Origin of the sequence: Blautia glucerasea, from assembly GCF_013304385.1 — a bacterium.
Lineage (GTDB): Bacteria > Bacillota > Clostridia > Lachnospirales > Lachnospiraceae > Blautia_A > Blautia_A ammoniilytica.
This window is the reverse complement of the sequence record NZ_JAAITU010000032.1, coordinates 1-26636: the sequence shown is the minus strand read 5'-3', so window position 1 is coordinate 26636 and position 26636 is coordinate 1. Positions and strand designations below refer to the sequence as shown.

24 protein-coding genes are annotated in these 26636 nt (G+C 41.1%); 22 read left to right on the top strand and 2 right to left on the bottom strand.

Annotated elements, in window-relative coordinates; all coding sequences use genetic code 11:
* Window positions 1–13 precede the first annotated feature (13 nt).
* The 5 genes from G5B11_RS12480 to G5B11_RS12460 are packed head-to-tail and all read left to right on the top strand — an operon-like array spanning window position 14 to window position 5802.
* Window positions 14–466: a PrgI family protein gene (locus G5B11_RS12480; protein ID WP_144016328.1), complete on the top strand. Its 453-nt coding sequence runs from the start codon at window positions 14–16 to the stop codon at window positions 464–466.
* A complete protein-coding gene (locus G5B11_RS12475; protein ID WP_173728435.1) occupies window positions 450–2783 on the top strand; it encodes a VirB4-like conjugal transfer ATPase, CD1110 family in 2334 nt (777 codons plus the stop codon). Before G5B11_RS12480 ends, G5B11_RS12475 begins: the two co-directional genes overlap by 17 nt.
* A gap of 15 nt (window positions 2784–2798) precedes the next feature.
* Window positions 2799–3203: a DUF6075 family protein gene (locus tag G5B11_RS12470; protein ID WP_015560136.1), complete on the top strand. Its 405-nt coding sequence runs from the start codon at window positions 2799–2801 to the stop codon at window positions 3201–3203.
* A gap of 14 nt (window positions 3204–3217) precedes the next feature.
* Entirely contained in the window at window positions 3218–3991 is a 774-nt protein-coding gene (gene srtB, locus G5B11_RS12465; RefSeq protein WP_173728432.1) for a class B sortase, read from the top strand.
* Window positions 3992–4026: 35 nt separating this feature from the next.
* A complete protein-coding gene (locus G5B11_RS12460; protein WP_173728430.1) occupies window positions 4027–5802 on the top strand; it encodes a lysozyme family protein in 1776 nt (591 codons plus the stop codon).
* Window positions 5803–5828: 26 nt separating this feature from the next.
* On the opposite strand, the gene G5B11_RS12455 is transcribed toward G5B11_RS12460, so the two are convergent.
* Window positions 5829–6188, bottom strand: a complete 360-nt coding sequence (locus tag G5B11_RS12455; RefSeq protein WP_055260437.1) for a helix-turn-helix transcriptional regulator — start codon at window positions 6186–6188, stop codon at window positions 5829–5831.
* Between the two features lie 194 nt (window positions 6189–6382).
* On the opposite strand from G5B11_RS12455, the gene G5B11_RS12450 reads away from it, so the two are divergent.
* The 13 genes from G5B11_RS12450 (at window position 6383) to G5B11_RS12390 (ending at window position 19649) form a co-directional block, all read left to right on the top strand.
* Window positions 6383–6562: a helix-turn-helix domain-containing protein gene (locus G5B11_RS12450; RefSeq protein WP_015560140.1), complete on the top strand. Its 180-nt coding sequence runs from the start codon at window positions 6383–6385 to the stop codon at window positions 6560–6562.
* A 37-nt stretch (window positions 6563–6599) separates the two neighbouring features.
* Window positions 6600–7274, top strand: coding sequence for a response regulator transcription factor (locus G5B11_RS12445; RefSeq protein WP_055260436.1), 675 nt, complete (start codon window positions 6600–6602; stop codon window positions 7272–7274).
* A complete protein-coding gene (locus tag G5B11_RS12440) occupies window positions 7262–8437 on the top strand; it encodes a sensor histidine kinase (RefSeq protein WP_236875636.1) in 1176 nt (391 codons plus the stop codon). Before G5B11_RS12445 ends, G5B11_RS12440 begins: the two co-directional genes overlap by 13 nt.
* A 91-nt stretch (window positions 8438–8528) precedes the next feature.
* On the top strand, window positions 8529–9401 hold the full coding sequence (locus G5B11_RS12435) for an ABC transporter ATP-binding protein (RefSeq protein WP_021932294.1): 873 nt from the start codon (window positions 8529–8531) through the stop codon (window positions 9399–9401).
* Window positions 9401–10477, top strand: coding sequence for an ABC transporter permease (locus G5B11_RS12430; RefSeq protein WP_144016323.1), 1077 nt, complete (start codon window positions 9401–9403; stop codon window positions 10475–10477). Before G5B11_RS12435 ends, G5B11_RS12430 begins: the two co-directional genes overlap by 1 nt.
* Window positions 10478–10917: 440 nt before the next feature.
* Complete coding sequence (locus G5B11_RS12425) at window positions 10918–11346, top strand: RNA polymerase sigma factor (RefSeq protein WP_015560143.1); 429 nt, start codon at window positions 10918–10920, stop codon at window positions 11344–11346.
* 585 nt (window positions 11347–11931) lie between these two features.
* The gene (locus tag G5B11_RS12420) at window positions 11932–12288 is read left to right on the top strand and encodes a type II toxin-antitoxin system PemK/MazF family toxin (protein WP_173728428.1); all 357 of its coding nucleotides are present in this window, start codon (window positions 11932–11934) and stop codon (window positions 12286–12288) included.
* 111 nt (window positions 12289–12399) lie between these two features.
* The gene (locus G5B11_RS12415; protein ID WP_015522582.1) at window positions 12400–12552 is read left to right on the top strand and encodes a hypothetical protein; all 153 of its coding nucleotides are present in this window, start codon (window positions 12400–12402) and stop codon (window positions 12550–12552) included.
* Window positions 12553–12604: 52 nt separating this feature from the next.
* Complete coding sequence (locus G5B11_RS12410; protein ID WP_173728426.1) at window positions 12605–14284, top strand: recombinase family protein; 1680 nt, start codon at window positions 12605–12607, stop codon at window positions 14282–14284.
* A 146-nt stretch (window positions 14285–14430) separates the two neighbouring features.
* Window positions 14431–15120 carry a response regulator transcription factor gene (locus G5B11_RS12405; RefSeq protein ID WP_173728424.1) on the top strand — a complete coding sequence of 230 codons (690 nt, stop codon included), beginning with the start codon at window positions 14431–14433 and terminating at the stop codon, window positions 15118–15120.
* Window positions 15096–16361 carry a sensor histidine kinase gene (locus G5B11_RS12400; RefSeq protein WP_008706583.1) on the top strand — a complete coding sequence of 422 codons (1266 nt, stop codon included), beginning with the start codon at window positions 15096–15098 and terminating at the stop codon, window positions 16359–16361. The genes G5B11_RS12405 and G5B11_RS12400 overlap by 25 nt, the downstream gene beginning before the upstream one ends.
* A gap of 172 nt (window positions 16362–16533) precedes the next feature.
* On the top strand, window positions 16534–17208 hold the full coding sequence (locus G5B11_RS12395; protein ID WP_173728422.1) for an ABC transporter ATP-binding protein: 675 nt from the start codon (window positions 16534–16536) through the stop codon (window positions 17206–17208).
* A complete protein-coding gene (locus G5B11_RS12390; RefSeq protein WP_173728420.1) occupies window positions 17205–19649 on the top strand; it encodes an ABC transporter permease in 2445 nt (814 codons plus the stop codon). The genes G5B11_RS12395 and G5B11_RS12390 overlap by 4 nt, the downstream gene beginning before the upstream one ends.
* A 443-nt stretch (window positions 19650–20092) precedes the next feature.
* Here the strand turns inward: G5B11_RS12390 and G5B11_RS12385 are convergent, their stop codons facing one another.
* Window positions 20093–20935 carry an AraC family transcriptional regulator gene (locus G5B11_RS12385; protein ID WP_173728418.1) on the bottom strand — a complete coding sequence of 281 codons (843 nt, stop codon included), beginning with the start codon at window positions 20933–20935 and terminating at the stop codon, window positions 20093–20095.
* Window positions 20936–21112: 177 nt separating this feature from the next.
* Between G5B11_RS12385 and G5B11_RS12380 the strand changes: the two genes are divergently transcribed.
* From G5B11_RS12380 to G5B11_RS12365, 4 genes are read left to right on the top strand one after another with little or no spacing between them, the layout of a single operon-like run.
* Window positions 21113–22414 carry an ABC transporter substrate-binding protein gene (locus G5B11_RS12380; RefSeq protein WP_173728416.1) on the top strand — a complete coding sequence of 434 codons (1302 nt, stop codon included), beginning with the start codon at window positions 21113–21115 and terminating at the stop codon, window positions 22412–22414.
* Window positions 22411–23286 (top strand): carbohydrate ABC transporter permease, encoded by an 876-nt coding sequence (locus tag G5B11_RS12375; protein ID WP_158422819.1) that lies wholly within the window; start codon window positions 22411–22413, stop codon window positions 23284–23286. Before G5B11_RS12380 ends, G5B11_RS12375 begins: the two co-directional genes overlap by 4 nt.
* Window positions 23283–24125 carry a carbohydrate ABC transporter permease gene (locus tag G5B11_RS12370; protein ID WP_173728414.1) on the top strand — a complete coding sequence of 281 codons (843 nt, stop codon included), beginning with the start codon at window positions 23283–23285 and terminating at the stop codon, window positions 24123–24125. Before G5B11_RS12375 ends, G5B11_RS12370 begins: the two co-directional genes overlap by 4 nt.
* 28 nt (window positions 24126–24153) lie before the next feature.
* Window positions 24154–26343: an alpha-galactosidase gene (locus tag G5B11_RS12365; protein WP_173728412.1), complete on the top strand. Its 2190-nt coding sequence runs from the start codon at window positions 24154–24156 to the stop codon at window positions 26341–26343.
* The last annotated feature ends 293 nt before the right edge of the window (window positions 26344–26636 follow it).

Sequence of the window (26636 nt, the reverse complement as noted above, 5' to 3'; positions counted from 1 at the left end):
GGAGGTGCTATGATTGGAAGTCAAGATAAATAAGGAAATCCGTAATTATACGGAGAGTATGTTTTTTGGACTGTCCCTCAGACAGTTCATTTTTTCTGTCCTCGCCTGCGGCGTGGCGGTGGGTTTGTATTTTCTTCTCCGTCCACGGTTTGGAACGGAAACGCTCAGTTGGGTTTGTATCTTAGGTGCATTCCCCTTTGCGGCTATGGGCTTTATCAAATACAACGGTATGACCGCAGAGCAGTTTGTCTGGGCGTGGATTAAATCGGAATTTCTGATGCCGAAAAAGCTAATGTTCCTGCCAGATAATCTCTATTACGAAACGATGAAGCCGACTATTGAAGCCTATGAAAAAGGATTGGCGACAGTACGGAAAAAGCAGAAAGGCAGGACATCAAAACAAAAGAAATCGAAAAAGAAAAATGCGAAACGCAGCAAGGAGGTAAACAATGCTGAGAACTCTTAAAAATCTGTTCAAGCAGGACAGGGAAAAGTTTGTTGTGCCGAAGTCGGTACAGAATGTTATCCCGATTAAGACAATCTGGGAGGACGGCATATTCCTTGTCGGCAGGAACAAGTACGCAAAGACCTTTAAATTTGAGGATATAAACTATGCCGTGGCAAGCCGTGAGGATAAGGAAGCAATGTTCCTTGAATACTCGGAGCTTCTTAATTCCCTTGACAGCGGTGCGACCACGAAAATCACTATCAACAACCGTCGCTTGAACAAAGCTGATTTTGAACAGACCATTTTAATCCCAATGGCTGATGATGGTTTAGATAAGTACCGCAAGGAATACAACAAAATGCTTCTGGATAAGGCGACAGGGGCTAGTTCCATCGTACAGGATAAGTATGTAACCGTATCTGTCTGCAAGAAGAATATCGAGGAAGCCCGAAACTACTTCGCCCGTGTGGGTGCTGACCTTATCGCCCACTTTAACCGTCTGGGGTCGAAATGTGTGGAACTGGACGCAGGCGACAAGCTGCGTATCTTCCACGACTTCTACCGAACAGGAGAAGAAACAGCGTTCCACTTCGATATTACCCAGACGATGCGGAAAGGTCACGATTTCAAGGATTTTATCTGTCCCGATACCTTTGAATTTGAGAGCGACTGCTTCAGAATGGGTGACAGATATGGGCGTGTGATTTTTCTCAGAGAGTATGCGGCATATATCAAGGACAGTATGGTGGCGGAGCTTTGTGAGTTGAACAGAAATATGATGCTGTCCGTTGACATTATCCCCGTTCCCACAGATGAAGCCGTGCGGGAGGTGGAAAACCGTCTGCTTGGTGTGGAAACCAATATCACGAATTGGCAGAGGAAGCAGAACCAGAACAACAATTTTTCTGCCGTTATTCCCTATGACTTGGAACAGCAGCGAAAGGAAAGCAAGGAATTTCTGGACGATTTGACAACCCGTGACCAGAGAATGATGTTTGCCGTGCTGACGATGGTGCATACGGCAGATTCCAAAGAGCAGCTCGACAATGATACAGAAGCTCTCTTGACTACTGCAAGAAAGCATTTGTGCCAGTTTGCGGTGCTGAAATATCAGCAGATGGACGGATTAAATACAGCTCTGCCATTTGGTGTACGGAAGATAGATGCCCTGCGTACCCTCACAACAGAGAGCCTTGCAGTGTTTATCCCGTTCCGTGTGCAGGAAATCTACCATGAAAACGGTGTGTATTACGGTCAGAATGTCATCAGCAAAAATATGATTATCGCCAACCGCAGGCAGCTCCTTAACGGCAATTCCTTTATTCTTGGTGTGTCAGGTGCAGGAAAATCCTTTACTGCAAAGGAAGAAATGACGAATATCATTCTGACCGACCCTAATGCCGATATAATCATCATTGACCCAGAGCGTGAATATTCCCCGCTTGTGAAAGCAATGCAGGGAGAGGTCATTCATATCTCTGCGACAAGCGAAAATCACATCAATGCTATGGATATGAACTCTGATTACGGTGACGGTGCAAACCCTGTCATTCTGAAATCGGAGTTTATTTTATCCCTTTGCGAACAGCTCATCGGCGGCACGAACTTGGGAGCAAAGCAGAAATCCATTATTGACCGATGTACGGCAAGCGTGTACCGCTATTATCAGCAGGGCAACTATATGGGAACGCCGCCCACCTTGCAGGACTTCCGTGAGGAGCTGTTAAAGCAGAATGAGCCAGAAGCACAGGAAATCGCCCTTGCGATTGAGCTGTTTACGGACGGTTCGCTCAACACCTTTGCAAAGCACACGAATGTTGATACCCACAGCCGCCTTATCTGCTATGACATTCTGGATTTGGGCAAGCAGTTACAGCCTATCGGTATGCTTGTGGTGCTTGACAGCATCTTAAACCGTATCACTCAGAACAGAGCCAAAGGCAGAAACACCTTTATTTTCATTGATGAAATCTATCTGCTCTTTCAGCACGAATACTCTGCCAACTTCCTCTTTACCCTCTGGAAGCGTGTGCGTAAATACGGTGCGTACTGTACGGGTATTACGCAGAATGTAGACGACCTTTTGCAGAGCCATACCGCAAGGACGATGCTTGCCAACAGCGAATTTATCATTATGCTTAACCAAGCGTCCACGGACAGACTTGAGCTTGCCAAGCTCCTTAATATCTCCGACCTTCAGATGAGTTATATCACGAATGTCGGTGCAGGGCAGGGATTACTCAAAGTTGGCAGCTCCCTTGTACCGTTTGTAAACAAGTTTCCACGCAATACCGAGCTTTACAAACTGATGACAACCAAGTTCGGTGAGGTCTAAGAAAGGAGGTCTTTTATGGCTGATATTAAATTTCGTGATACGGCTCACCGTGATTTCTTTCTGGAAAATATGATGAAATGCAGAGTGAACGACTGTTATCATAGGGCGTTTTTCTATGTGATGGGTATCGCTTCGGAAACGAGGGCGAACATCAACCAGATGTTCAATTTCAAGGAGGACTGCATCGAGCCAGAGGGTATGCACGGCGGCTGGCAGACAAGCGGAACAGTCAAGGTCTGCCATCTTGCTTTTAACCTTTGGAACGGGTATGCAGAGGAAGGGCGGGAACGGTATTTCACGCCAGAGGAGTTGTTCTGCTGTGAGTTTGCTCCCTACTTTATGGAGGGTATCAAGGTCAGATACCCCGAATATTGCAGGGAGCTTCCTGCTCCCAGAAAACAGACGGAAATTTCAAGATAAGAAAGGAAAAGCCTATGAAGAATTATAAGTCTATTATCTGTGTTGTAGCCGCCGTGTGCCTGTTAGGTACGGCGGCTTTTTGTGGCTTCCGCATTTATCATTACTATGCAGAGGTGGACGAGCAGACGGAAGCCTTTGAGGAGATTGCCGAGATGGTAGAGCAGGCTCCCACGGATGAAACCGTGCCAGACGATGCCCCTGTCAGCGAGGGGGAAGATGTGCTTGCCAAGTATCAGGAATTGTATTTACAGAATGAGGATATGGTCGGTTGGATTTCCATTGCCGGCACGACAATCAATTATCCTGTGATGCAGAGCAGGAACAATCCGAATTTTTATCTGAAGCACAATTTTGAAAAAGATTACAGCGACTTAGGTACGCCTTATGTGCAGGAGAATTGTGATATTGCCGAAAGTGACAATCTGGTTATCTACGGTCATCACATCAAGGGTGGCAAGATGTTTGGAGCGTTGGAGGATTACAAGTCCAAGAGCTTCTATGAGGAACACAAAACTATTCAGTTTGATACCCTCACAGAGCAGACAGAGTATGAAATCGTCGCTGTATTTAAGACTGTGGCGTATAGCTCCGAGGGCTTCCGATACTACGACTTTGTTGATGCGGAGAATGAGGAAGAATTTAATTCCTATGTCGGGAAGTGCAAGGAGCTTGCTTTGTATGATACAGGTGTGACCGCTGAATACGGCGACAGGCTCATTACCCTTTCCACCTGCGAATACTCCGCACAGAACGGCAGACTCGTTGTAGTGGCAAAAAAGGTTGGCTGATTTGAACGCAAATCCTCTGGGAAAGGAGGTTTTCTATGGCTGATATTAAAACCAGAGATGCGGTTAAAGGCACGATAAAGACCATAGATAAAGCCGCCATAGCCAGTGAGCGTATGAAGTCTGCCTATGTGGGGATAAAGGAAAAAGCGGAACAGGGATATTACTCTGATGAAAACTCTGCCACAGAATATGCTACGGACAGGATTTCTTTTGCGGCAGACCGTGTAAAGGACGAAGGTATCCACCAGTTCAATAAGCAGGGGCAAAAGGTAGTCAAGACAACGCAGGATAATATCGGTAAGGCAAAAGATAAAATAACAGATTTCAAGCAAAGTCGGGCTGTCAAAGCAGCGGAACAGAAAGCAGCACAGAATATGTCAGAACAACACGGCTTGCAGATCCGTCATGGGGCTGCAAGCCGTTCCGCTGCCCCCGATGTTTCCCAGACAGCAAAATCGCAGTTGATAAAGACCCGACAGCAGGGGCAAAAAATGATTAAGACCACAGCCCGAAATACAGAAAAAGCGGTGAAAGCAACTGCTAAGAGAACGGTCAAGACAACCGAAAAGGGAATTAAAACCGCACAGGCAACTTCTAAGGCGGCAATCAAAACGACGGAAACCTCAGTAAAAACAGCACAGGTAGCGGCAAAGGCTTCTGCGAAAACTGCCCAAAAGGCGGCACAGGCGGCAAAAGTCACCGCAAAGGCAACCGCCGAAGCAACGAAAGCGACGGTCAGAGCCACCATAGCTGCGGTCAAGGCGATTATTGCAGGAACAAAAGCTCTGATTTCCGCTTTAATTGCAGGTGGTTGGATTGCAGTTGTGATTATTCTCATTGTTGTCCTGCTCGGCTGTGCCGTTTCCCTGTTTGGCGGCGGAAGCGGGAGCAACGCCTATACCCCTGTCAGTGTAGAGGTGGAAGCCTATGAGCCTTTGATACAGAAATATGCCAAACAATACGGCATTCCCGAATATGTGGAGCTTATCAAGGCGGTTATGATGCAGGAGTCTGGCGGGCGTGGACTTGACCCGATGCAGGCGGCGGAAGGCAGCTTTAACACAAGGTATCCACACGAGCCGAATGGGATTAAAGACCCAGAATATTCGATTGAGTGCGGGGTACAGGAGCTGAAAGCCGCCCTTCTCTCTGCCGAGGTGGAAAACCCGATTGACATGGAGCGTATCAAGCTCGCCTTGCAGGGTTACAATTTCGGCAATGGCTATATCTCGTGGGCTAAGACCAACTATGGCGGCTATTCCTATGCCAATGCGGTGGAGTTTTCCACCATGCAGGCGGCACGGTTAGGTTGGGACAGCTATGGAGACACGCAGTATCCCGCCCATGTGCTGCGGTATTATCCATACGGGCGGGCGTTTACAAGCGGCGGTAACCAGGCGATTGTGGAGGTCGCTTTGACACAGCTCGGCAATGAGGGCGGTCAGCCTTATTGGAGTTGGTATGGCTTTGATGGGCGTGTAGAATGGTGTGCCTGCTTCGTATCGTGGTGTGCCGACCAGTGTGGTTATATCGAAAGCGGGATTATCCCGAAATTCGCAGGCTGCGTGGACGGCTCAAATTGGTTTAAGGGTAACGGACAATGGAAAGACAGAAACTACGAGCCGCAGGCAGGCGATATTATTTTCTTTGATTGGGAAGGCGACGGAGAAACCGACCATGTAGGCATTGTGGAGAAATGCGAAAACGGTGTCGTTTACACCGTGGAGGGTAATTCTGGCGATGCTTGCAGACAAAAGCAATATACGGTTGGAAGCAGCTCCATCTATGGTTACGGTGTTCCTGCCTATTAAAAATGGGCAAAAGAAAAACCAGAGGTTTATTCCTCTGGCTCTTTTGCCTTACATAGTCCGCTGACAGTTGCTTCAACTATGGACAGCTCTTTATCGTTTAGTTTGTCGAGTTCTGCGTCTAAGCGTCTGCGGACGGAACTTCTTTTGACCTCATTATCTGGGAATATGTATTCATCAACCGATACACCGAACATTGTCACAAGCTGAATGAACAGCTCCAGACTTGGCTTTTGTCCTTCATTTTCAATCGCTTGAAGATGTCTTGGGTCATAATCTAGAATACGAGCAAGCTGCTCTCTGGTCATACCTTTTGCTGTCCTTGCTTTCTTGATTGCCTGTCCTATCGGTGTAAAATCGAAGTCAAAATCATTGTTTCTTGTGTCCATAAACTCACCACCTTGTATCTGCAAAATGCTACTATTATATTTTACAGAAATGTGAGTTCTTGTAGAACGGTTTGAAATCTCTGATATTAGGATATAAAATCTCTTATTACAGGCGGTCAAAGTTCATAATTGCACACTTGATACTGTTCGTTTAAACGGCTATAATATATACAGTACACCTTAGGAGGTCAGATATGTTTGAATATATGACAGCACAGGAAGCCGCTGAAAAGTGGAATGTATCGTTAAGATGGGTACAAAGACTTTGTAAAGGAAACCGTATTGAGGGGGTTATGAATATTAACCGTGTGTGGCTTATTCCGAAAAATGCTGAAAAGCCTGCTGATGCAAGAAAAAAGTTGATGAAAAATTGAAAATTTTTCGTTAGTGTTTATTATGGAGGTGTTATATGTGAGGTACAGGATTTTAATTTCCGATGATGAAGTTGATATAGTTGAAATGCTTACAGGATTTTTTAGAAGCAAGGGCTATGAGGTCTTTTCTGCTTATAATGGAGTAGAAACCCTCAAATTAGCAGAATTACAACCAGATATAATCTTATTAGATATAAATATGCCGAAGCTTGATGGGATTGAAGTCTGCAAGAAAATTAGGGATTATGTTTCTTGCCCTATACTCTTTTTAACTGCCCGTATTGAAGAAAATGATAAGGTACAAGGATTTTCCGTAGGTGGTGATGATTATATTGTTAAGCCGTTTTCTCTTGTTGAACTTGAAGCCAGAGTGCAAGCACATTTAAGAAGAGAAGAACGACATCAAACGAATACAAAAGTTAAGTTTTCAGGAGAACTTTTAATTGACTACTCTGAAAGAACTGTTTATATACAGAACCAACCTATTGGTCTTGTAAAAAAAGAATTTGACATTGTTGAGTTATTATCTCAAAACGCAGGACAAGTTTTTGATAAAGAGAGAATTTATGAAAGAGTTTGGGGATATGACAGTGAGGGAGATAGTAGTGTTGTTGCCGAGCATATTCGCAGAATACGAACAAAAATTGCAGCATACACAAATAAATCTTATATTGAAACAGTTTGGGGGTGTGGATATAAGTGGATAAGATAAAGAAAATGTGGTGTAACCTGTCATTGCGAAAAAGTATAATACTTTATATCTCAGCGTTTGTAATTCTTGCCATTCTATTAAGTGCAGGAACAGCTACTTTGTGCAATAATGCTACAAAAACGATTGAAAGCAAATATCCCCCAACAGGAGAAAAATATTATTTAACAAATGAAAATGGAGAAAGACTCGGTGATGGCAATTATATTGGAGTTGCACCTGTTGCAATGTCTGAAAAAGACCAACGGTTACTTTCAATATGTGAAGTTGCCCCAATAATTGCAACTCCAATTTATTCAGCGTTATGTATCATTACGGCGACCTTGTTATTCTATAGAAACAAGTTAAAAAAACCACTTACAGAATTAAAAGCCGCTTCTGAAATGATTTCTAATAATAATTTAGACTTCTCAATTAAATATGACAGCAAAGATGAATTAGGAGAATTGTGTTCATCATTTGAAACAATGCGTTTTACCCTTGCTAATAATTTCTCTGAAATGTGGCGGCAAATGGAAGAACGAAAACAACTCAATGCTGCGTTTGCTCACGATTTACGTACTCCACTTACCGTATTAAAAGGGTATAATGAAATTTTACAGTCCAACCATGACCCAATAACCAAAAGCACCGCTGCAACAATGGGAAAACATATTTTCCGTTTGGAAAGATATGTTGATAGTATGAGCCACTTGCGTCGTTTAGAAGATGCTCAACCCATAAGTGACAAGTCTAATATAAGCGGTTATGTGACCGCAATAGCTGATAGTGCAAGAATTTTGTGTGAGCAAAGTGGAAAAACTCTTTCTATTCAAAATAACATTTCCGATATTCCTATTGGCATTGATTATACTTTTGTTTCACAAGTGAATAATAATTTGATTTCAAACGCAATCCGATACGCAACATCAAAGGTAAACATCACTTACACAAGTAATAATGATGGCTTTTATCTCTCTGTTTCAGACAATGGATGTGGCTTTTCAAAAAATATTTTAAGCAAAGCAACCAATCCATATTTTACGGAAGAAGAAAATCACTCTGAGCATTTCGGACTTGGGCTGTATATCTGTAAAATTTTATGCGAACATCACGGTGGTTATCTGAAAATTGAAAATTGCTCAATCGGAGCAAAAGTGACTGCTTTTTTCAAATCTCTCGATTAGTAGATAAAAAGTAGAAAATTGCATTCTATACTCTCTATGTAAACACATGGAGAGTATTTTTTTGCTCCCTAAGACGAAAGGAGTTTTTGATATGGAACTTAAAGCAATTCAACTAACAAAGCAATATGGCTCAAAAACAGCCGTAAACCATTTGAACCTCTCATTATCAAATGGCGTTTACGGTTTGCTTGGTGCAAATGGTGCGGGAAAAACTACCCTTATGCGGTTACTCTGCGATATTCAGACACCGACCTCTGGGAAAATTACTTTGGACGGGAAAAACATATCTGTACTCGGGGAGAAGTACCGTAATTTATTGGGATATTTACCGCAACAGTTTGGATATTATCCAGACTTTACAGCTTGGGATTTCCTTATGTATGTTGCGGCATTAAAAGGACTGAGTGAAAAACAAGCTCATAAGAAAGCAACAGAATTGTTGGAAGCTGTTGACTTAGCAGAGAAAAGAAACCTCAAAATCAAAACTTTCTCTGGTGGTATGAAACAACGTTTAGGTATTGCACAGGCGATGTTGAATAATCCACGCATCTTAATTTTAGATGAGCCGACAGCAGGTCTTGATCCAAAAGAGCGTGTCCGTTTTCGTAATCTGATTAGTGCATTTTCTAAAGATAGAATAGTTATTCTCTCTACGCACATTGTTTCTGATGTCGAGTTTATTGCTGAGGACATTATTATGATGAAAGACGGTCAGATTCTCCATTTTGGAAAAACGCAGGAAATTACCACAGAAATTGACGGACAGGTATGGGAATGTACAGTTCCGACCAGTCGTGCGGAGCAATATTCTGAAACTCTGAATATAAGCAATTTGCGAAACATTGAAAATAATTGTACGGTTCTGCGTGTGATTTCTGAACAGTCGCCTATGGAAAATGCGATAAAGGTAGAACCTACATTAGAGGATTTGTATCTATTCTATTTTAAAGGAGTGAACGAATAATGAAAAATCTAATCAAGTTTGAATTACGAAAAATATTGACAAAACGCTTTGCGGTTATTTCTGTTGCTGCCATATTACTATTGTCCTTGATACTGTCTTTTTCCACGCTTCACAGTATGTACGCATTTGACGGAAACGGTACAGAGGAAACTGGAAAAGCTGCGGTTGAAATTGATAAGCAAATTGCATTGAAGTATGAGGGAAAGTTAACTGACAATAAAGTACAGCAGATGATGTCTGAGTTTAAGCCTACTCAAGATTTACATGGAATGAACGCAAAATACATTTATCAAAATGCTTTGCAGTCTTCTGTATTCTCCCATTTTGCTGATATAGATGGTAGTTGGAACGGGTTAAGCGTAGCTGATGTATTTGGCGATAAAGAAATAAAAGTTGGGTATGTAAACGGTTGGCTTAGTACAAGCCAAAATATGGCGAAGATTTTTATTGTCCTTTCATTAGTAATTATTTTGCTAATTGCTCCTGTTTTCTCTGGCGAGTATGGTGGAGTGGATAACATTATTTTGACAAGTAAATACGGAAAGACAAAATGTGCCACGGCAAAAGTATTAGCAAGTTTACTTTCAGCCGTTTTCATAACGACTTTGGTTGTTATTTTCAATTTGCTTATTGCGGTTGCTATTTATGGAACAGAGGGGCTGGACTGCTCTATCCTTTTTGCTCCAATAGATTTTTTAGAAGGGTATATTCCATTTAATATTACTTGCGGAACAGTATTAAAGTATCAAATCCTGTTGGCGTTTATGAGTGCAATCAGTGTAACAGGAATAGTTTTAATTCTGTCTGCTGTTTGTAAAAGTCAAATGATAGCGTTTGTAATTTCAGCAGCTATTTATGTGATACCGATAATGCTTCCTATCTCTGAAACAAGTGCATTATATCGAATTATTGTGCTGATGCCCCTTTTCTATTCACAGTATATTTCCATAATGTCTGTTGAACAAATGCACAATGGTATGCTTTATGCAGTATGGTCTATTCCTGTTGCGATTGCTTTAGTAGTAATAGGTTCAATCATTTCCCATAAGGCATTTTCAAAACATCAAGTAAGATAAGCTTTAAAATCAATATGAAGCAAGCCCATCAAATAAAAAAACGGTGCTTTGGTGGGCAGTATAAACATGCCCAGATGAAAATTTAACTTCCCTCTGAACCCGTTTTCGAGTTTGGAGGGATTTTTTATGCGATGGTCGCATATGACCGCAATGCTGCTCATCAGAAGCAGCTACTATTTACGGAGTGTCACAGTGGAGTGAAGATTATCTTTTAGAAAAAATCATCACTTACTCGTGGCACTCTTACATTTTACAAGCAGAGATTACATCTCTTGATTATAGATATGTTTACGCTCATTGCCGTAGAGGTCTTAGTACCTTTGCGGCTTTTTGTTTGTCGAAAAATGTCTTAACACAAAACAAGGCTATTTCTTGCGTTGGTTGCCGTTCACCGCCTGCCAATCTGGATTTTAAAAAAAATTCAGATTGGAGGAAACAATATGGCATACAACAAAGCCAAAGAAGAAAAGAAATGGCGGCTCTGGAAAGAAGCCGAGGAAAAGCAGTTGCGGAACTTAGGCGTTACTGAGGACGATATAGAACAGCTCCGTATTCACGATTGGGCGATTTTTAATTCAGACAGACGGTATTATCAGCGAGTGCAGGAAACAGGTACATATCTTGACGAGCTTGCTGAAGATACTACACAGCCCGAAGTCAAAACGGTTGAGGATTTTCTGGACAGCATCGAAAATCAGCACCTCTATCAAGTTTTGATTAAGGTGGACAGGCTTACATTGCAGATTGCTTTGATGAAGATACAAGGATATTCAACCCGTGAAATTGCGGTGTATCTGGATATTACTGAAAAAGCTGTTTACAGAAGAATGGATAGGCTCAAAGAAAAATTAAAAAAGTTTTTTGAGTAGAGGGGAAAATTGAATATTCCCACGGGCTACAGGGTGAGAGGACAAAAAACTCTTGCCCTGTTTTCCTTTGTGTGGCGAAAACGGGATTGCTCCTTGACAAATGAATACCCATTCGCCAAATACTTTCTCTTTGTGATTGTGATGAGCATAAGCGTGTGCAGCGGTACGCCACGACCTGCCAAGCGGCAGCGAGCGATTGAAAGGTGGTGAGCCTATCTTTACCGACTCAAAATATCGGGCAGCTCCCGATTTCGCCATAACCCACAAAGAGGATAATGATACTCCCGTCCAGTCACAGCCCGAGCGTGAAAAAACCGTCGCAGGCAATGAGGGCGGCTCTGTCAGAACGACAGTTGGGGTGGAACTCCCGTGGTGTCAGTTCGCTGCTGACCATTTGGCGACTTCCCATATCATTTCGGGGTGTCGAGGACAAATTGAAATGCTTCTATCATATCAGCCAAACGAAAGGAGGTCATAAGAACAGAGATATTGTTAATATTCTTCCGACCTTAAATACTTCCTTTTGTTTGGCTGCCTACATAGGCAGAACTAATCTGCCTGAATCCAGATGGGAGGTCAAACACAATGGAAAGAATTATTAAGCGTGGCGACATTTACTACGCAGAGCTTAACCCCGTTATCGGCTCAGAACAAGGCGGCACAAGACCTGTACTTATCATTTCCAATGATATAGGAAACAAGCACAGTCCGACGGTAATCATTGCAGCAATTACGAGCCGAGTACACACAAAAGCAAAGTTGCCCACACATACCGCAGTAAGTAATTATGAAGGGCTTGACAAGGACTCTATTATCCTGCTTGAGCAGATACGGACGATTGATAAGCAGAGGTTAAAACAGTATATGGGAATGATGCCCGATAACATAATGGCAAGAGTTGACAAGGCTCTTGCCATTAGTGTTGCACTTAAAAAAATATGAAAAAATGTGTAAAGCAGGTATGAGGGATATATTTGCACATTGGTAAAATGGCGGCTGTATTTTTATAATTTAGAGGTACAGCCGTTTTAGCTTTAGCGGAGGTATTCGTTTATGGGAAATGAAAATTTTATTCAAAATACAGAACTGAAAAACGAACAGTTGAAAGATGAAACCGAAATATTCAATTCTTTTATCAATGTTATGGTGCAGATAGTTGAAAAATACGGAAAGACTGTTTTGCAGGAGTTGGATTGTGCTGCGTAGGTTACGCAGCCATACATATCACATTTCCCTATAAATTTATGGAGGTGGTACGATGAACAGAGAAGGAAAGAAATGTGTCCTATATCCGAGAGTAAGTACTGAAATGCAGGTGGACGGATATAGCCTTGAAGGGCAGAAGAATAGCCTGAAACGATTTGCTGACAGGGAGGAAATGGAGATTGTTGGTATATATGAAGATGCGGGGAAATCGGGAAAATCTATTGAGGGGAGACCTGCTTTTAAGAAGATGCTTTCCGATATAAAGAACGGATTGGAGATAGATTATATTCTGGTCTATAAACTTTCACGATTTGGAAGAAACGCAGCAGATATTCTAAATTCATTGGAGTTTGTGCAGTCGTATGGAATAAATCTTATTTGTATTGAGGAAGGTATTGACTCATCACAGACAAGCGGAAAACTTTTAATTTCTGTATTATCTGCGGTTGCAGAAATTGAAAGAGAAAATATCATTGAACAGACAATGAATGGACGGAGAGAAAAAGCACGACAAGGTGGGTGGAATGGTGGATTTGCACCATACGGATATTATCTGAAAGACAATCAGCTCTTGATAGAAGAAACGGAAGCTGAAGCAATCAGAATTATATTTGATAAATTTGCTAATTCTGATATAGGACTTGGCGGAGTAGCAAAATATCTTAATCTTCAAGGTATAAAGAAGATACCCCGTCAGAATGGCACATTGGAAACTTGGAGCAGTCATTTTATACGGTTGATATTAGACAATCCTGTTTATTGTGGAAAGATTGCTTATGGCAGAAGAACACGAGAAAAGGTAAAAGGTACAAAAAATGAATATAAGCAGGTTCATGCAGAGGATTACATTCTAGAAGATGGACAACACGAGGGAATTATCAGCGAGGAATTGTGGCAAAAGGTTCACGCAAAGCGTATGGCAACAGGAATTAAACAGCCATCCAAAATCGGTAAGGATAGGTCACACCTTTTGACGGGGATATTAAAGTGTCCCCTTTGTGGAAGTTCAATGTATACGAACAAACACGCTTGGACAAATAAAGACGGCACATACAAAGAGGTTTACTATTATATTTGTGGTAGAAATAAGCAGGAGCGAGGACATCATTGTGATTATAAAGCATCGCTAAGAAAAACAGATATTGAGCCACTTGTAATTGAAGCTGTTAAGGAATTGGTAAGCGATAAGTATTTTGCAAAAGAGATTGAAAAGCGTATTGGCGTACAGACCGATACAACAGCTATTGATAAGGAACTTGCCAATTACGAGAGTAAGCTGAAAGAAGTAGATTTGAATAAAGCCCGTCTGGAACGAGAGATTGATAATCTGCCTATTGATGCTCGTTTCAGAGAAAGAAAAATTCACGATATGACTTTAAGACTTGATGCCTTGTATGATACGATTGTAGAGTTGGAAGAACGGATTGAAGATGCAAAGCTGAGAAAAAGTTCTATCGAAATGGAAACAATCACTCTGGACAATATTTACAAGCTTATGCTGAATTTCGGAAAGCTCTATGATATAATAAGTGACGAGGAAAAGAAAAGCCTTATTACTTATCTCATAAAAGAAATTCAGATATATCCAAATGGGGAGTCAGAGCAGCCTTTGAAGTCGATAGAGTTTAATTTCCCAATATATCGGGATGGTCAAGAGGTAAGGCGGCTCTTGTGGGAAAAAGGTAATACCGTTGAAACGGTTGTTCTTTTGTCCCAACAAAAAACCAGATGATTATATTAATGTCACGATTGAACTTGATGATGTGGATATAACATCTGCAGAGACTAAGTCAACATACGATGAGATAAAGAAAGTGCAATTGTGGAGGCATTGAAGCATTTTAAGATGAATAGTTAATAAAGAGAGGTGCAGATGCTATGCCAGGTATACTCGTGGTTGAAGATGATGAAAATTTAAATCGTGGAATTACATTTTCACTGAAAAAATCCGGATATGAGGTTTTTTCAGCAGAATCAGTGAAAAAAGCGAAAAGAATTGCAAGTGATAATAATGTGGATGTTACCATTTGTGATGTGAATCTTCCGGATGGGAATGGACTGGAATTTGTAAGGTGGATGAGATGCAATTATAATACATACATTATTTGTCTTACAGCACTAGACCAGGAGATGGATCAGGTCATGGGATATGAAGCAGGGGCAGATGATTATATTACAAAGCCGTTTAGTCTTTCGGTACTTCTTTTGAAAATAGAAGCACATTTCCGCCGCAGACAGGAGAAAACGGAAGCCGGAAAGATGATTTCGGGAGATATCGTATTTATCGCAGGAGAAATGAAAGTCCTGATAAAGTGTCGTGAAATCAGTCTGACAAAAACGGAGTTGAAAATGCTGACTTTTTTTCTTCAGAATCCGAAACAGATTCTTTCAAAAACACAAATATTGGAAAATGTGTTTGATCTGGAAGGGGATTTTGTGGATGAAAATACAATCGCTGTCAATATCAGAAGACTCCGTGAGAAAATCGAAGACAATCCGGCTGCACCGGTCTATATAAAGAATATCAGAGGTCTTGGGTATATATGGAATCAGGAGGTAAGGCAGTGACAAAGAGATATCGCAAGAAGATTACAGTAGTGCTCTCCTTGGTATTACCTGTCATATTATTGTTTGCAATATTAAATTGCTTTACCACGTATGTGTTTTATGAAGATTATAAATATAAAATGAATCTTATGACAGAGATTGCTGCAAAGGAAGAATTTTCCGGGCTGGATGCTGTTTCGGAATTGCTTAAGGATAAGGATATTGAAACTAACGAACAGGGAAGGCGATTATTGGAGCAATATGGATACTGGGGGAATAAAGGGAATGCATTTTATTCGCAATTCCGGCATCAGGTTATGGTGACCGGTGCTGTAAGCACTGTGATATGCGTGCTTCTTTTGACTTTTTTACTTTATTGGAAGAAAAAAGAAGATGCGTGTCATCAGAAAATTTTAGACCAGTTGGAAGAAATTCTGATCAGATTCCGTGAAAATAAATTTGATGATTTACTGAAAACGGAAAATCATGCAGAACTGGAAAAATTGAATGACCAGCTTGAAGCAATCGGACATCATATTCAGTTGATAAAGGAAGAAGCAAGGGCAGAAAAGGAGAACACGAAAGAAATGGTTTCTGATATTTCTCACCAGTTAAAGACACCGGTTGCAGCTTTGGATACATGTTTTAGTGTGCTGATGCAGAATGACTTAAGTGCCACAGAACAGGAGGAGTTTCGTATCCGTTGTCGGAGTGCTCTGGATGGACTGGAGACATTATTGCAGTCGCTTCTTGAAATATCCAAGATGGAAACTGGACTGATTCAGATTAATAAGAAAAAACTTCCGCTTATGGATACTGTCATATCTGCTGTGAACCGCACTTATCCTAAAGCGGATGAGAAAGAAATTGAATTCGTTTTTGACTATGAAAAAGAGCTGGAAACATGCACGATTATGCAGGATAAAAGGTGGCTTGGTGAAGCTGTGATCAACGTTCTGGATAATGCGGTCAAGTACAGTCCGTGTGGTTCAAAAATATTTATCCGGTTACAAAAAAGAAACGATCTTGTAAGAATGGAAATTGAGGATCAGGGAATTGGTATTCCGCAGAATGAGTATCACAAAATTTTTCAACGATTTTACAGAGGAAGTTCCAAGGAGGTCATGGAAAAGAGTGGTACAGGAATCGGACTTTTTCTATCGAGAGAAATTATCGAAAAACACGCAGGTACGATTACGGTAACCTCCGGCAAAAAGAAAAAAGGAAGCACGTTTGTGATTCAATTACCATATGTTGGTTAAATTTTAAGTGAGCAGAAATCTTACAATTTTGTAAGACTTCTGCTCGTTTTTTGAAAGTGAAATGAAAGATTATCCTGCTACAATCAGCATGTAGGTTGAAAAATAATATATAAACAGGCGGAGAAAGTGTATTTAAATGTACGCCTTACAGAATTAAAAAAGGAGACAACACATGAGTGTGATATTAAAAACCAATCAGCTTTGTAAGTTTTATGGCGCGGGTGAGAATCAGGTCAAAGCGGTCAATCAGGTGGACATTCAGATTGAGCAGGGAGAATTTGTCGCAATTGTTGGAAAGTCAGGTTCCGGTAAAAGTACATTACTTCATATGCTTGGAGGGCTAGACACCCCGACAAAAGGCAGTGTTACTTTAGCAGGGAAAGATTTATACAGGATGAAGGAAGATGCCCTTGCTGTTTTCCGCAGAAGAAAAATCGGATTTGTTTTTCAGGCATTTAATCTGGTTTCATCTGTTAATGTCTGGGAAAATATTGTACTGCCACTGGGGCTGGATGGAAGAAAAGTGGATGAAGCGTATGTAAATGATATTATTGCAACTCTGGGGATTGAAAACCGGATTTATAATCTGCCAAATCAGTTATCCGGAGGACAGCAGCAGAGAGTAGCAATTGCAAGAGCACTGGTGAATCGTCCGGAAATTATATTTGCAGATGAGCCGACAGGAAATCTTGATTCTAAGACCAGTGATGAGGTAATCGCTCTGCTTAAGATGACAGCAAAAAAATATGGACAGACAATTGTAATGATTACCCATGATGACGAAATTGCACAGGTCGCTGACCGTATTCTGGTGATTGAGGACGGACAGGTGGTGGATTTCAGATGAAGACAATAAGCAGGATTGCATATAGCAATGACAAAAGGAACAGGACAAGAAGTATACTGATCATGATGGCAATCTGTCTGACCACGATGTTGCTTGTTATCATCAGTACTGTGGGAAATGGGGTAATTCATTTACAGAAAAGTCAGGCGGCAGGATCATATGGAAGCAATTATGGTCTATTTGTTTCCGCAGACGGATCGCAGTTAAAAGAAGTAAACCGCCGTGCGGAAATAGATGCTACAGGCACTATGTGCACCGAAGGTATTATAAAAGGCAACGAAAACGGTGGTTTTGTCTGCATGGATGAGACTGCAAGAAAAATGCTTCCCTATAATAAGGAATATGAGTTAAAGGAAGGAAAGTATCCGGGGGGAACGCAGGAAATTGCCGCAGGAAGAGCATTTTTTAGTGAAATGGGATATGATGATGTAAAGGTCGGAGATACGGTTACACTGGATTATCGCGCAGGGATGCAGTCAGAATATAAGCCGGAAGAATTTGTTGTCAGCGGAATCCTATATGATCGGGATGAGTATACCATCGAGGCATCTTATGTTGCTTTCGGGTCACAGGAGTTTTATGATGAGCACGTCGCAGAGAATGACAGACAGTATAATATTTATTTTACTTTAAATGATTCTGCAAATGTATCTATGAATAATATTGATTCGGTTATAAAGCAGATTGCAGCAGCTTGTGGGATCGAAGAAAAAAACGTTATAGTCAATGATCTCTATTTGCAATGGGTCTTGCAGCCGAGTTATGAAACGATTGCGGTATGCGGGGTTTTGATTCTTGCAATTGTACTTTTCTCTGTTGTGGTCATTTATAATATTTTTCAGGTCGGTATTGCCAACAAGATACAGGAGTATGGAAAAATCAAGGCTCTGGGAGCGACAAAAAAGCAGATGAAACAACTGATCTTCAGAGAGGGTATGTTTTTGACAATTTCTTCAATACCAGTTGGATTGCTTCTTGGTTTTCTGATTGCAAAATGCGGTTTTAACTGGCTGGTAGAACATGGGAACCTTGTATCAACCCAAACTGGCTCTATGGGAGTTCAAAATCAGCAGGTGCCTCTGTTTTCCCTGCCTGTTATGCTTCTCTGTATTTTCGTATCATTTCTTACCGTTGCTTTGGCACTGCGTAAACCAATGAAAATTGTTTCACGGATTTCACCTATCGAAGCAACACGGTATTTAGAAAATGCAGAAACACAAAAAAAAGGAAAACGAAATGGCAGAAAAAATGTCACCGTGTTTTCTATGGCAATGGCAAATGTAACGGGTAATCTCAAAAGAACTATTGGTACTATCCTCACAATGGGTTTTTCTTGCGTATTGTTTGTGATTATCTCTAATTATGTGGGAAATATTGACACGGAGCATGAAGCACGTCTTTCCGTTAATCATGGACAATTTGAACTGCAGCTTGACTATTCTGCTGAGTATGATGAAAGATATCCGGAGAATAATCTGGATACGATTCTGACGGATGATCCATTGAATGATTCGCTGATTGAAGAAATCAAAAGCATTCCGGGAGTAACAGATGTCATGACGAGAGAGATTGTCTCTGTAAATCTGAACGGAACAAGATTTCCGGCTGATATTGTGAGTAAAAATGATTTTGATTTTATGCGCCAGGACGGGGATATTGGCTCTATGGACTATGATCAGGCGGTAAAGAATGGTGATATTTTCTTTGGCTGGTCAACGTGGATGGAACAAGATGGATATGCTCCGGGTGAATCCATTGCATTTGACTTTGAGAATGGAAGTGGAACCTATACCTATCAGGGAAAGATTGCAGGATCTTTTGTAAGTGCGGACACTTATCTTGTCATTCCGGAAGGTGTATATCGTTCCATGAATCCGAGAGGAACAGCCTATGGCTATCTGTGGGTGGACTGTGATAAAAAAGATGTGGCATCTGTAGAACAAAGTCTGAATACTTTGATTTCTAATACTTCGCATATAAAAATGGATACTTATCATGCACAGTTACAATCTGCCGAATTTGCAAGCAGCATGATGAAGCTTGGCTGTTATCTGTTTATGGCTATTGTAGGACTCATCGGGTTTATGAATATGGCGAATACCATGATCATGAATATTACGACAAAAAAGCAGGAATATGGTATATTACAGGCTGTGGGTATGACAAATAAACAATTAAATTTATGCCTGCAGTTACAGGGACTGATTTTTACGGTTGGCACCATATGTGTAGCACTTGCCGTTGGTCTGCCACTTGGCTACGCGCTCTTTGCCTATGCAAAGCATAATGGAATATTTGGAATGAATATCTATCATGTTCCAATCGTACCAATTTTTATTATGATTTTTTTGGTCGGTCTGTTGCAGATTGTACTTTCCTGCGTTTTAAGCAGTAATCTGAAAAAGGAAACGCTGGTAGAAAGAATAAGATATCAGGGATAGCAAGTAATATGTAATGAACTAGGTCTTAACGAAGAGGAGAAATAGATAACTTCAATTTTGTATGTATGATAAATCTAAACAGTATTTTAGCAACATTTCCTGAGTGGGGGCAGAAAGTGCCCCCACTTTCACTATTTGGGGGCGAAAAGCGCCACCATATATCATAAATGATGGGTTCAAGGGGAAAATCCCTTGCTAGAACAGCATTTGGATGGAGACATCTCTAATGCGTATCTAGCCGTCAACCTAAGAAGTATCAAGGCAGCCAAAACAGCAGATTAATCATGCAACATTTCCTACTGGTTAATTAAATTGAATAGAAATTAAATACTGTTCAATTGAGTAATCTATATGAATCTGATATGCTGAGTATTGAGTGGATTGTCAGCAGCTGCCGGGGGAATGGTAGGCAAGAGACTTGGCAGGAAAGAATATATTTATTGTTACGTGTTCTGATTCCGCCATTCTCGAGGAGAAATACCATAAATATTTTTAAAGGCACGGGAAAAATGGAGCTGGTTTTCATATCCCACAGCAGAACTAATGTCTGCAATAGACAAGGATGTCAGCTTTAATAATTCGGTAGCCTTTACCATACGGTAGTTCATAAGAAATTCCTGCGGAGAGCGGCCAATTGAGTTGCGGAAGATTTTTCCAAAATAGCTCCGGTTGATGCCGCATACTGCAGCGATATCTTCTATTGAAATGTTATTCTGAAAATTCTGTTCAATATAATTGATGGCTTCTTTTATATAATAATCACTCATGCGTCCACTGGAGACTAGCCTAGTAGATTTGGCTGACTGCAGCAGATAGTCTATAAATAGATACAGATGGCCAATGAGATGAAAAGAAGATTCATTAGGATGATTTACGATATAATTCATTTCATCAGCAAGTTTTTCACGCAATTCTTTGGAGTGGGAATGATAAACAGGTGCATTCTTACACAAATCTGTGACACCTAAAGCCTCTTTTATGCGCAAGCCATCAAATTCAATCCACATATATTCCCACGGAAGCCGTTCATCTGCAATGTAGGTGTTAATCTGACCTGGAAAAATCATAAATCCCTGTCCGCTTTTTACGGAATAAGTCTGTGTTATGCCTTTTGCATCGTCTGCCATAAGTGTTCCGGTTCCGGAAAGAATGTAGTGGAACAGGTAGTGATTGCGTGTTGCAGGACCAAAAGAATGGCCAGGGTCACATTTTTCATATCCAAATTGATACATACACAAATCGATAAAGTTCTCATTTGGAAAAATATTAAATAATATACTGCTCATAAAATGCTCCTTATATGCTTTATATACCAAAATGCGATATCAACATCTATTATAACATAAAATATTGCATTTTGGTATAAAATATAAAAAATGCTGATATTTTAGGTCGCATAAAGGTATGTTATAATTGGGTTATCAATAGAAAAGCGGCTATCTTACAGAAAAGGAGAGAGGAATATGGCAAAAAGAAGTATTTTTCGTGGTCTTGCGGCTGTGCTTGCATTTGGCATGTGCATAACAGGATTTACCGGATGCAGTGGTAAAAAAAGCACAGACGGAAAAACCGAGATTGAAGTGGTTTCCTATAAACCGGAAGCAGTTAAGGCATTTGAAAGAATTGCAGAGAGGTTTAATGAAGCACATGATGACATTCATCTGACGATTTCATCGCCAAATGAAGCAATGACTATTTTAAAGACACGTTTTATCCGGGAGGATTATCCGGATATCATTGCAATCGGAGGAGATATCAACTATTCCAACTTTTTAGATGCAGACCTGTTTGAAGATATTTCCGATTTGGATGAGGTTCAGACGGTAAAGCAGGCATATCTGGATATGGACAAGGAACTGGAATTTATTCCAAAGGATGGTACGTATGCTCTTCCATATGTGGCAAATGCGGCAGGAATTTTATATAACAAAGATATATTTGAGGAAAATGGCTGGAAGGTTCCGACCACCTGGCAGGAATTTACCACACTATGTGATGAAATAAAGCAAAGCGGAGTGCTTCCATTGTATCTGGGCTTCAAAGATACATGGACATGTCTGGCTCCTTGGAATGCACTGGCGGTCGGACTTACTGATTCAGATACTTGCAACCAGGTAAATATGGGAAATACCACATTTGCTGATACGTATGGACCAGTAGCAGAAAAGATGCGGGCGCTTTTGGATTATGCAGAAAAAAATCCGTATGCATACGGTTATAACGATGCATGCACAGCATTTGCCCGTGGGGAATCTGTCATGTTTCCCATTGGAAGTTATGCAATCCCACAGATCAAATCGGTCAATCCGGATATGAATATCGGTTCTTTTACATTTCCGGCAAATGATTTGGAATCAGATAATGTTTTAAATTCAGGAATTGATCTGCAGTTCTCTGTGATGAAAGCATGTAAAAATAAAGAAGCAGCATATGAAGTTTTAAAATATCTGTATGAAGATGAGACTATTCAGGTTTATCTGGATGATCAGGGTGGGATTGCCTGCAAAGAAGGAAATTTTGCAATTCCGGAAACCCTTGAGGATATGCGTCTTTATATTGAAGATAACCGCATGGCAGATTATCAGGATCATCATTATCCAAGTGAAATGAGCGTGGATGCCATGATACAGACATTCTTACTGGATGAAAGTGATAATGCACAGGAAAAGTTCCTGAAAAAATTTGATTCCGACTGGAAGCGCTACAACCGGGATTTGATTCGGAAAGTACAGGTTTATCAGAAAGAACAGGAGGATGCACAATGAAGAAGAAAATGTCAAACAGGGATAAAACATTTTGGGCAGTTATTATACCAGTTCTGATCTTGTTTTTTACATTCAATACACTTCCAATGATCAAAGGCGTGATCTACAGCTTTACTAATTACAAAGGATATGGAACCTACGATTATGTTGGCATCCGGAACTATGCAGATCTCTTTACCGATATCCGTGTGGGCAAAAGCTATCTGTTTACATTTAAATATGCACTGGCAGGAACTGTACTGGTAAATGTACTAAGCCTGATCATGGCAGTGGGATTAAACGGTGCAATCCGTTTCAAAAGTGCATTGCGTGGGCTTTATTTTGTACCGAATATTTTAGGCGGACTTGTTATCGGTTATATTTTCAGTTTTATTTTTACTTATATTCTTCCAACTGTGGGAACGGTGTTTCATATTGGATTTTTACAGAATAGTATTCTTGCAAGTGAAAAACATGCATGGATCGGTGTACTGATCGTGGGTGTATGGCAGGCAGTTGCCATGAATACCATTATTTATATTTCTGGCCTGCAGACCGTTCCGGAGGAAGTTTACGAGGCAAGTATGCTTGATGGGGCAAGTAAATGGAAACAGTTCTGGAAAGTAACCTTTCCGCTGGTTATGCCTTTTGTAACGATTAATCTGGTATTGAGCACAAAGAATTTTCTCATGGTATTCGATCAGATCATGTCATTGACTAAGGGAGGCCCGGCACAAAGCACCGAATCCATCTCTTATCTGATTTATAAAAATGGTATGGATGGTGGACAGTTTGGATTCCAGAGTGCAAATGCAGTCATTTTCTTTATAGTGATCGTGGCAATTTCAATTTTCCAGATGACGATCATGAATAAGAAGGAGGAGCAGTTATGATAAAAGAAAAAAAGAAAACAAACTGGGTACTTACGATTATTCTGATTTTGGGAACTGTTACAGTATTATTTCCGCTGTATATGGCAGTAATCATTGCATTTAAGAATCCCAGTGAAATGACCAACGATGTGGCAGGGGCACTATCCTTCCCAAAACAGTGGAGCTTTGATAATTTCCGCCAGGCAATGGAAGTAACTGATTTCTGGCACTCTCTTGGAAACAGTTTACTGATTACACTGGTAACGATTGTGCTGGCTATATTGATCCATTCAATTGCAGGCTTTGTGATTGGGCGCGGCATGGCAAGAAGAAAAAGCTTTCGTTTTATCTATTTGTATATTGTCAGTGGTATGTTTGTTCCTTTTTCTATTTTGATGATGCCGCTGGTAAAGCAGACGGCGCAAATGGGACTTGGAAACCGTGCTGGTGTTATCCTGCTGTACCTGGTATTTTATATGCCTATGAATGTCCTGCTTTACAGTGGATATTTAAAAAATATTCCGATAGCACTTGAGGAGGCTGCAGATATTGACGGAGCCAGCACATGGATCACTTATTGGAAAGTTGTATTTCCAATGATGATGCCAATGCATGCAACAGTTGCAATCCTGACAGCTCTTGGAACCTGGAATGATGTTATGACACCGCTTGTGATCATGTCCGGAACCGGACAGAATACACTGCCGCTTGCACAGCTTAATTTCCAGACACAGTTTGGAACTAATTACAATCTGGCATTTGCTTCGTATATTCTGGCATTGATTCCAATTCTGATTTTTTATGTGATTTGTCAGAAGCAGATTTTAAATGGCGTGGCAAATGGTGCAGTCAAAGGATAAAGAAAAAGAATAAAATGAGGTGATTCCTATGGCAATTATATACAATTCGAATAAAAAGATATTTACCCTGCATACGGCTCACACAACCTATCAGATGCAGGTCGATTCACTGGGATATCTGCTGCATCTATACTACGGAGATAAAATAAACGGTTTCATGGATTATCTTTTAACCTATGCAGACCACGGGTTTTCCGGAAATCCTTATGCAGCTGGCATGAATCGTACCTATTCGCTGGATGTGCTGCCACAGGAGTATCCTTCCCTTGGAACAGGGGATTACCGTAATATTGCTTTGAATGTAAAAAGCTGCAAAGGTGTTGAAAGTGCTGATTTGCTTTTCAAAAGCTATGAGATCCGAAATGGTAAATACCAGTTACAGGGACTTCCGGCTGTCTGGGCAGCTGAAAGTGAAGCACAGACTCTGGAAATTGTTCTTGCAGATGAAAATGCAAAGGTTGAGGTGCATCTGCTGTATGGAGTGCTGGAAGAAAATGATGTTATTACCAGAAGTGTACAGATTAAAAATATAGGAACTGAGCAGATTACCATTGAAAAAGCAGCGGCGGCCTGCCTGGATTTTGTACAGGGAGATTTTGACGTCCTGCGGTTTTATGGAAAGCATGCCATGGAGCGGAGTTTAGAGCGCACTCCACTGGGACATGGAACCACTTCTTTTGGCAGCCGCAGGGGAACATCCAGCCATCAGTATAATCCGGCAGTGATTCTGGCTGAAAAAGGGACAACGGAAGTGGCAGGCAGCTGCTATGGAATGTTGTTTGTATACAGTGGGAATTTCTCCTGTGAGGCAGAAAAAGACCAGTTTAACCAGACACGCCTGCTTCTTGGATTAAATGATGAATTGTTTTCATATCCGCTTGCTGGGGGAGAAACATTTACAGTACCGGAAGTTATTTTATCCTATTCAGCAAAGGGCCTGTCTGTATTGTCACAGCAATATCATAACTGCATCCGCAATCATTTATGCCGAAGCAAATATGCTCATGTGTCGCGACCGGTTCTGATCAATAGCTGGGAGGCAGCATATTTCGATTTTACCGGGGATACGATCGTGGATCTTGCTAAAGAAGCTGCTTCCCTTGGAATTGATATGGTAGTGATGGATGATGGCTGGTTCGGGAAAAGAAATGATGACAATTCTTCCCTGGGTGACTGGAAGGTTAATGAAAAGAAGCTGCAGGGCAGCCTGGCAGATCTGATTAACCGGGTGCATGATCAGGGCGTGAAATTTGGCATTTGGATTGAGCCAGAGATGGTTAATGAAGACAGTGACCTTTACCGGACACATCCGGACTGGGCAATTCAGATTCCGGGAAAAAAGCCGGTGCGCTCCAGAAATCAGTTAGTGCTTGATTTTTCCAGAAAAGAAGTGAGAGACTGTATATTTGACCAGATTTGTAATGTGTTGGATCAGGGAAAAATCGATTATGTAAAATGGGATATGAACCGTAGCATGTCAGATGTATATGCCGGAAATCTTTCCTATGATTATGTGATTGGTATTTATGACTTTCTGGATCGTCTGTGCAGCCGGTATCCGGATCTTCTTCTGGAGGGATGCAGTGGTGGCGGCGGCAGATTTGATGCGGGAATGCTTTATTATTCCCCACAAATCTGGTGCAGTGACAATACTGATGCAATCAATCGCACAAGAATCCAGTATGGAACTTCGTTTTTCTATCCAGTTTCCGCAATGGGAGCACACGTTTCAGCAGTGCCGAATCATCAGACCGGACGTGTGACAAGCTTCCATACCCGTGGAGTGACGGCAATGGCGGGAACCTTCGGTTACGAATTGAACCCGGCACTATTATCCGATGAAGAAAAGCAGCAGATCAGAGAGCAGGTCCTTACTTACAAAAAGTATGAAATGCTTATTAACGAGGGAACTTACTGGCGGTTGTCCGATCCGTTTAAAGATGAGATTGCGGCATGGATGTGGGTATCAGAAGAACAGACTCGTGCATTGGTAGGTGTGGTGCGTCTTATGGCAGAGGCAAATCAGGCAACCGTTTATGTACGCTTGCATGGATTAAAGCCGGATGCCATTTATCTGGAAGAACAAAGCGGAAAACAGTATTTTGGTGCAGCGCTTATGCATGCAGGAATTCCGCTTCCACCGTTTATCCGGGAATATGAGGCGTATCAGTTTTCTTTTACGGAATTGAAAGAGACTGGAAATAAAAATAATATGTAATTTTAGGTGATTGCGCATCTGACTCATTACTTTACATGATGAGCCAGATGTGCTATTTTTTATGTACTAGGAAATTCCGTTGGAATTTCCTAGTACATAAAAAAGCCCTACCGGGCAGGAGCGCACTGTGGCGGAAGGGTAGATGTCGCTTAAGGCGACCCGCCACAGGCGGAGAATCCTGCTTTGCAGGATTCTCAGACTGTAGACAAAGCCCTGCTTTTGCAGGGTTTTGCTATTGTTGGAACCGCTTTTCTGATATAATAAATATCAGAAGGGCGGTGTTTTTTATGATG

Bases quoted from the DNA above. Each gene is read 5' to 3' on its own strand.
- G5B11_RS12475 (WP_173728435.1), top strand. From the start codon at position 450: ATGCTGAGAACTCTTAAAAATCTGTTCAAGCAGGACAGGGAAAAGTTT.
- G5B11_RS12470 (WP_015560136.1), top strand. From the start codon at position 2,799: ATGGCTGATATTAAATTTCGTGATACGGCTCACCGTGATTTCTTTCTG.
- srtB (WP_173728432.1), top strand. From the start codon at position 3,218: ATGAAGAATTATAAGTCTATTATCTGTGTTGTAGCCGCCGTGTGCCTG.
- G5B11_RS12460 (WP_173728430.1), top strand. From the start codon at position 4,027: ATGGCTGATATTAAAACCAGAGATGCGGTTAAAGGCACGATAAAGACC.
- G5B11_RS12455 (WP_055260437.1), bottom strand. From the start codon at position 6,188: ATGGACACAAGAAACAATGATTTTGACTTCGATTTTACACCGATAGGA.
- G5B11_RS12450 (WP_015560140.1), top strand. From the start codon at position 6,383: ATGTTTGAATATATGACAGCACAGGAAGCCGCTGAAAAGTGGAATGTA.
- G5B11_RS12435 (WP_021932294.1), top strand. From the start codon at position 8,529: ATGGAACTTAAAGCAATTCAACTAACAAAGCAATATGGCTCAAAAACA.
- G5B11_RS12430 (WP_144016323.1), top strand. From the start codon at position 9,401: ATGAAAAATCTAATCAAGTTTGAATTACGAAAAATATTGACAAAACGC.
- G5B11_RS12425 (WP_015560143.1), top strand. From the start codon at position 10,918: ATGGCATACAACAAAGCCAAAGAAGAAAAGAAATGGCGGCTCTGGAAA.
- G5B11_RS12420 (WP_173728428.1), top strand. From the start codon at position 11,932: ATGGAAAGAATTATTAAGCGTGGCGACATTTACTACGCAGAGCTTAAC.
- G5B11_RS12415 (WP_015522582.1), top strand. From the start codon at position 12,400: ATGGGAAATGAAAATTTTATTCAAAATACAGAACTGAAAAACGAACAG.
- G5B11_RS12410 (WP_173728426.1), top strand. From the start codon at position 12,605: ATGAACAGAGAAGGAAAGAAATGTGTCCTATATCCGAGAGTAAGTACT.
- G5B11_RS12405 (WP_173728424.1), top strand. From the start codon at position 14,431: ATGCCAGGTATACTCGTGGTTGAAGATGATGAAAATTTAAATCGTGGA.
- G5B11_RS12400 (WP_008706583.1), top strand. From the start codon at position 15,096: ATGGAATCAGGAGGTAAGGCAGTGACAAAGAGATATCGCAAGAAGATT.
- G5B11_RS12395 (WP_173728422.1), top strand. From the start codon at position 16,534: ATGAGTGTGATATTAAAAACCAATCAGCTTTGTAAGTTTTATGGCGCG.
- G5B11_RS12390 (WP_173728420.1), top strand. From the start codon at position 17,205: ATGAAGACAATAAGCAGGATTGCATATAGCAATGACAAAAGGAACAGG.
- G5B11_RS12385 (WP_173728418.1), bottom strand. From the start codon at position 20,935: ATGAGCAGTATATTATTTAATATTTTTCCAAATGAGAACTTTATCGAT.
- G5B11_RS12380 (WP_173728416.1), top strand. From the start codon at position 21,113: ATGGCAAAAAGAAGTATTTTTCGTGGTCTTGCGGCTGTGCTTGCATTT.
- G5B11_RS12375 (WP_158422819.1), top strand. From the start codon at position 22,411: ATGAAGAAGAAAATGTCAAACAGGGATAAAACATTTTGGGCAGTTATT.
- G5B11_RS12370 (WP_173728414.1), top strand. From the start codon at position 23,283: ATGATAAAAGAAAAAAAGAAAACAAACTGGGTACTTACGATTATTCTG.
- G5B11_RS12365 (WP_173728412.1), top strand. From the start codon at position 24,154: ATGGCAATTATATACAATTCGAATAAAAAGATATTTACCCTGCATACG.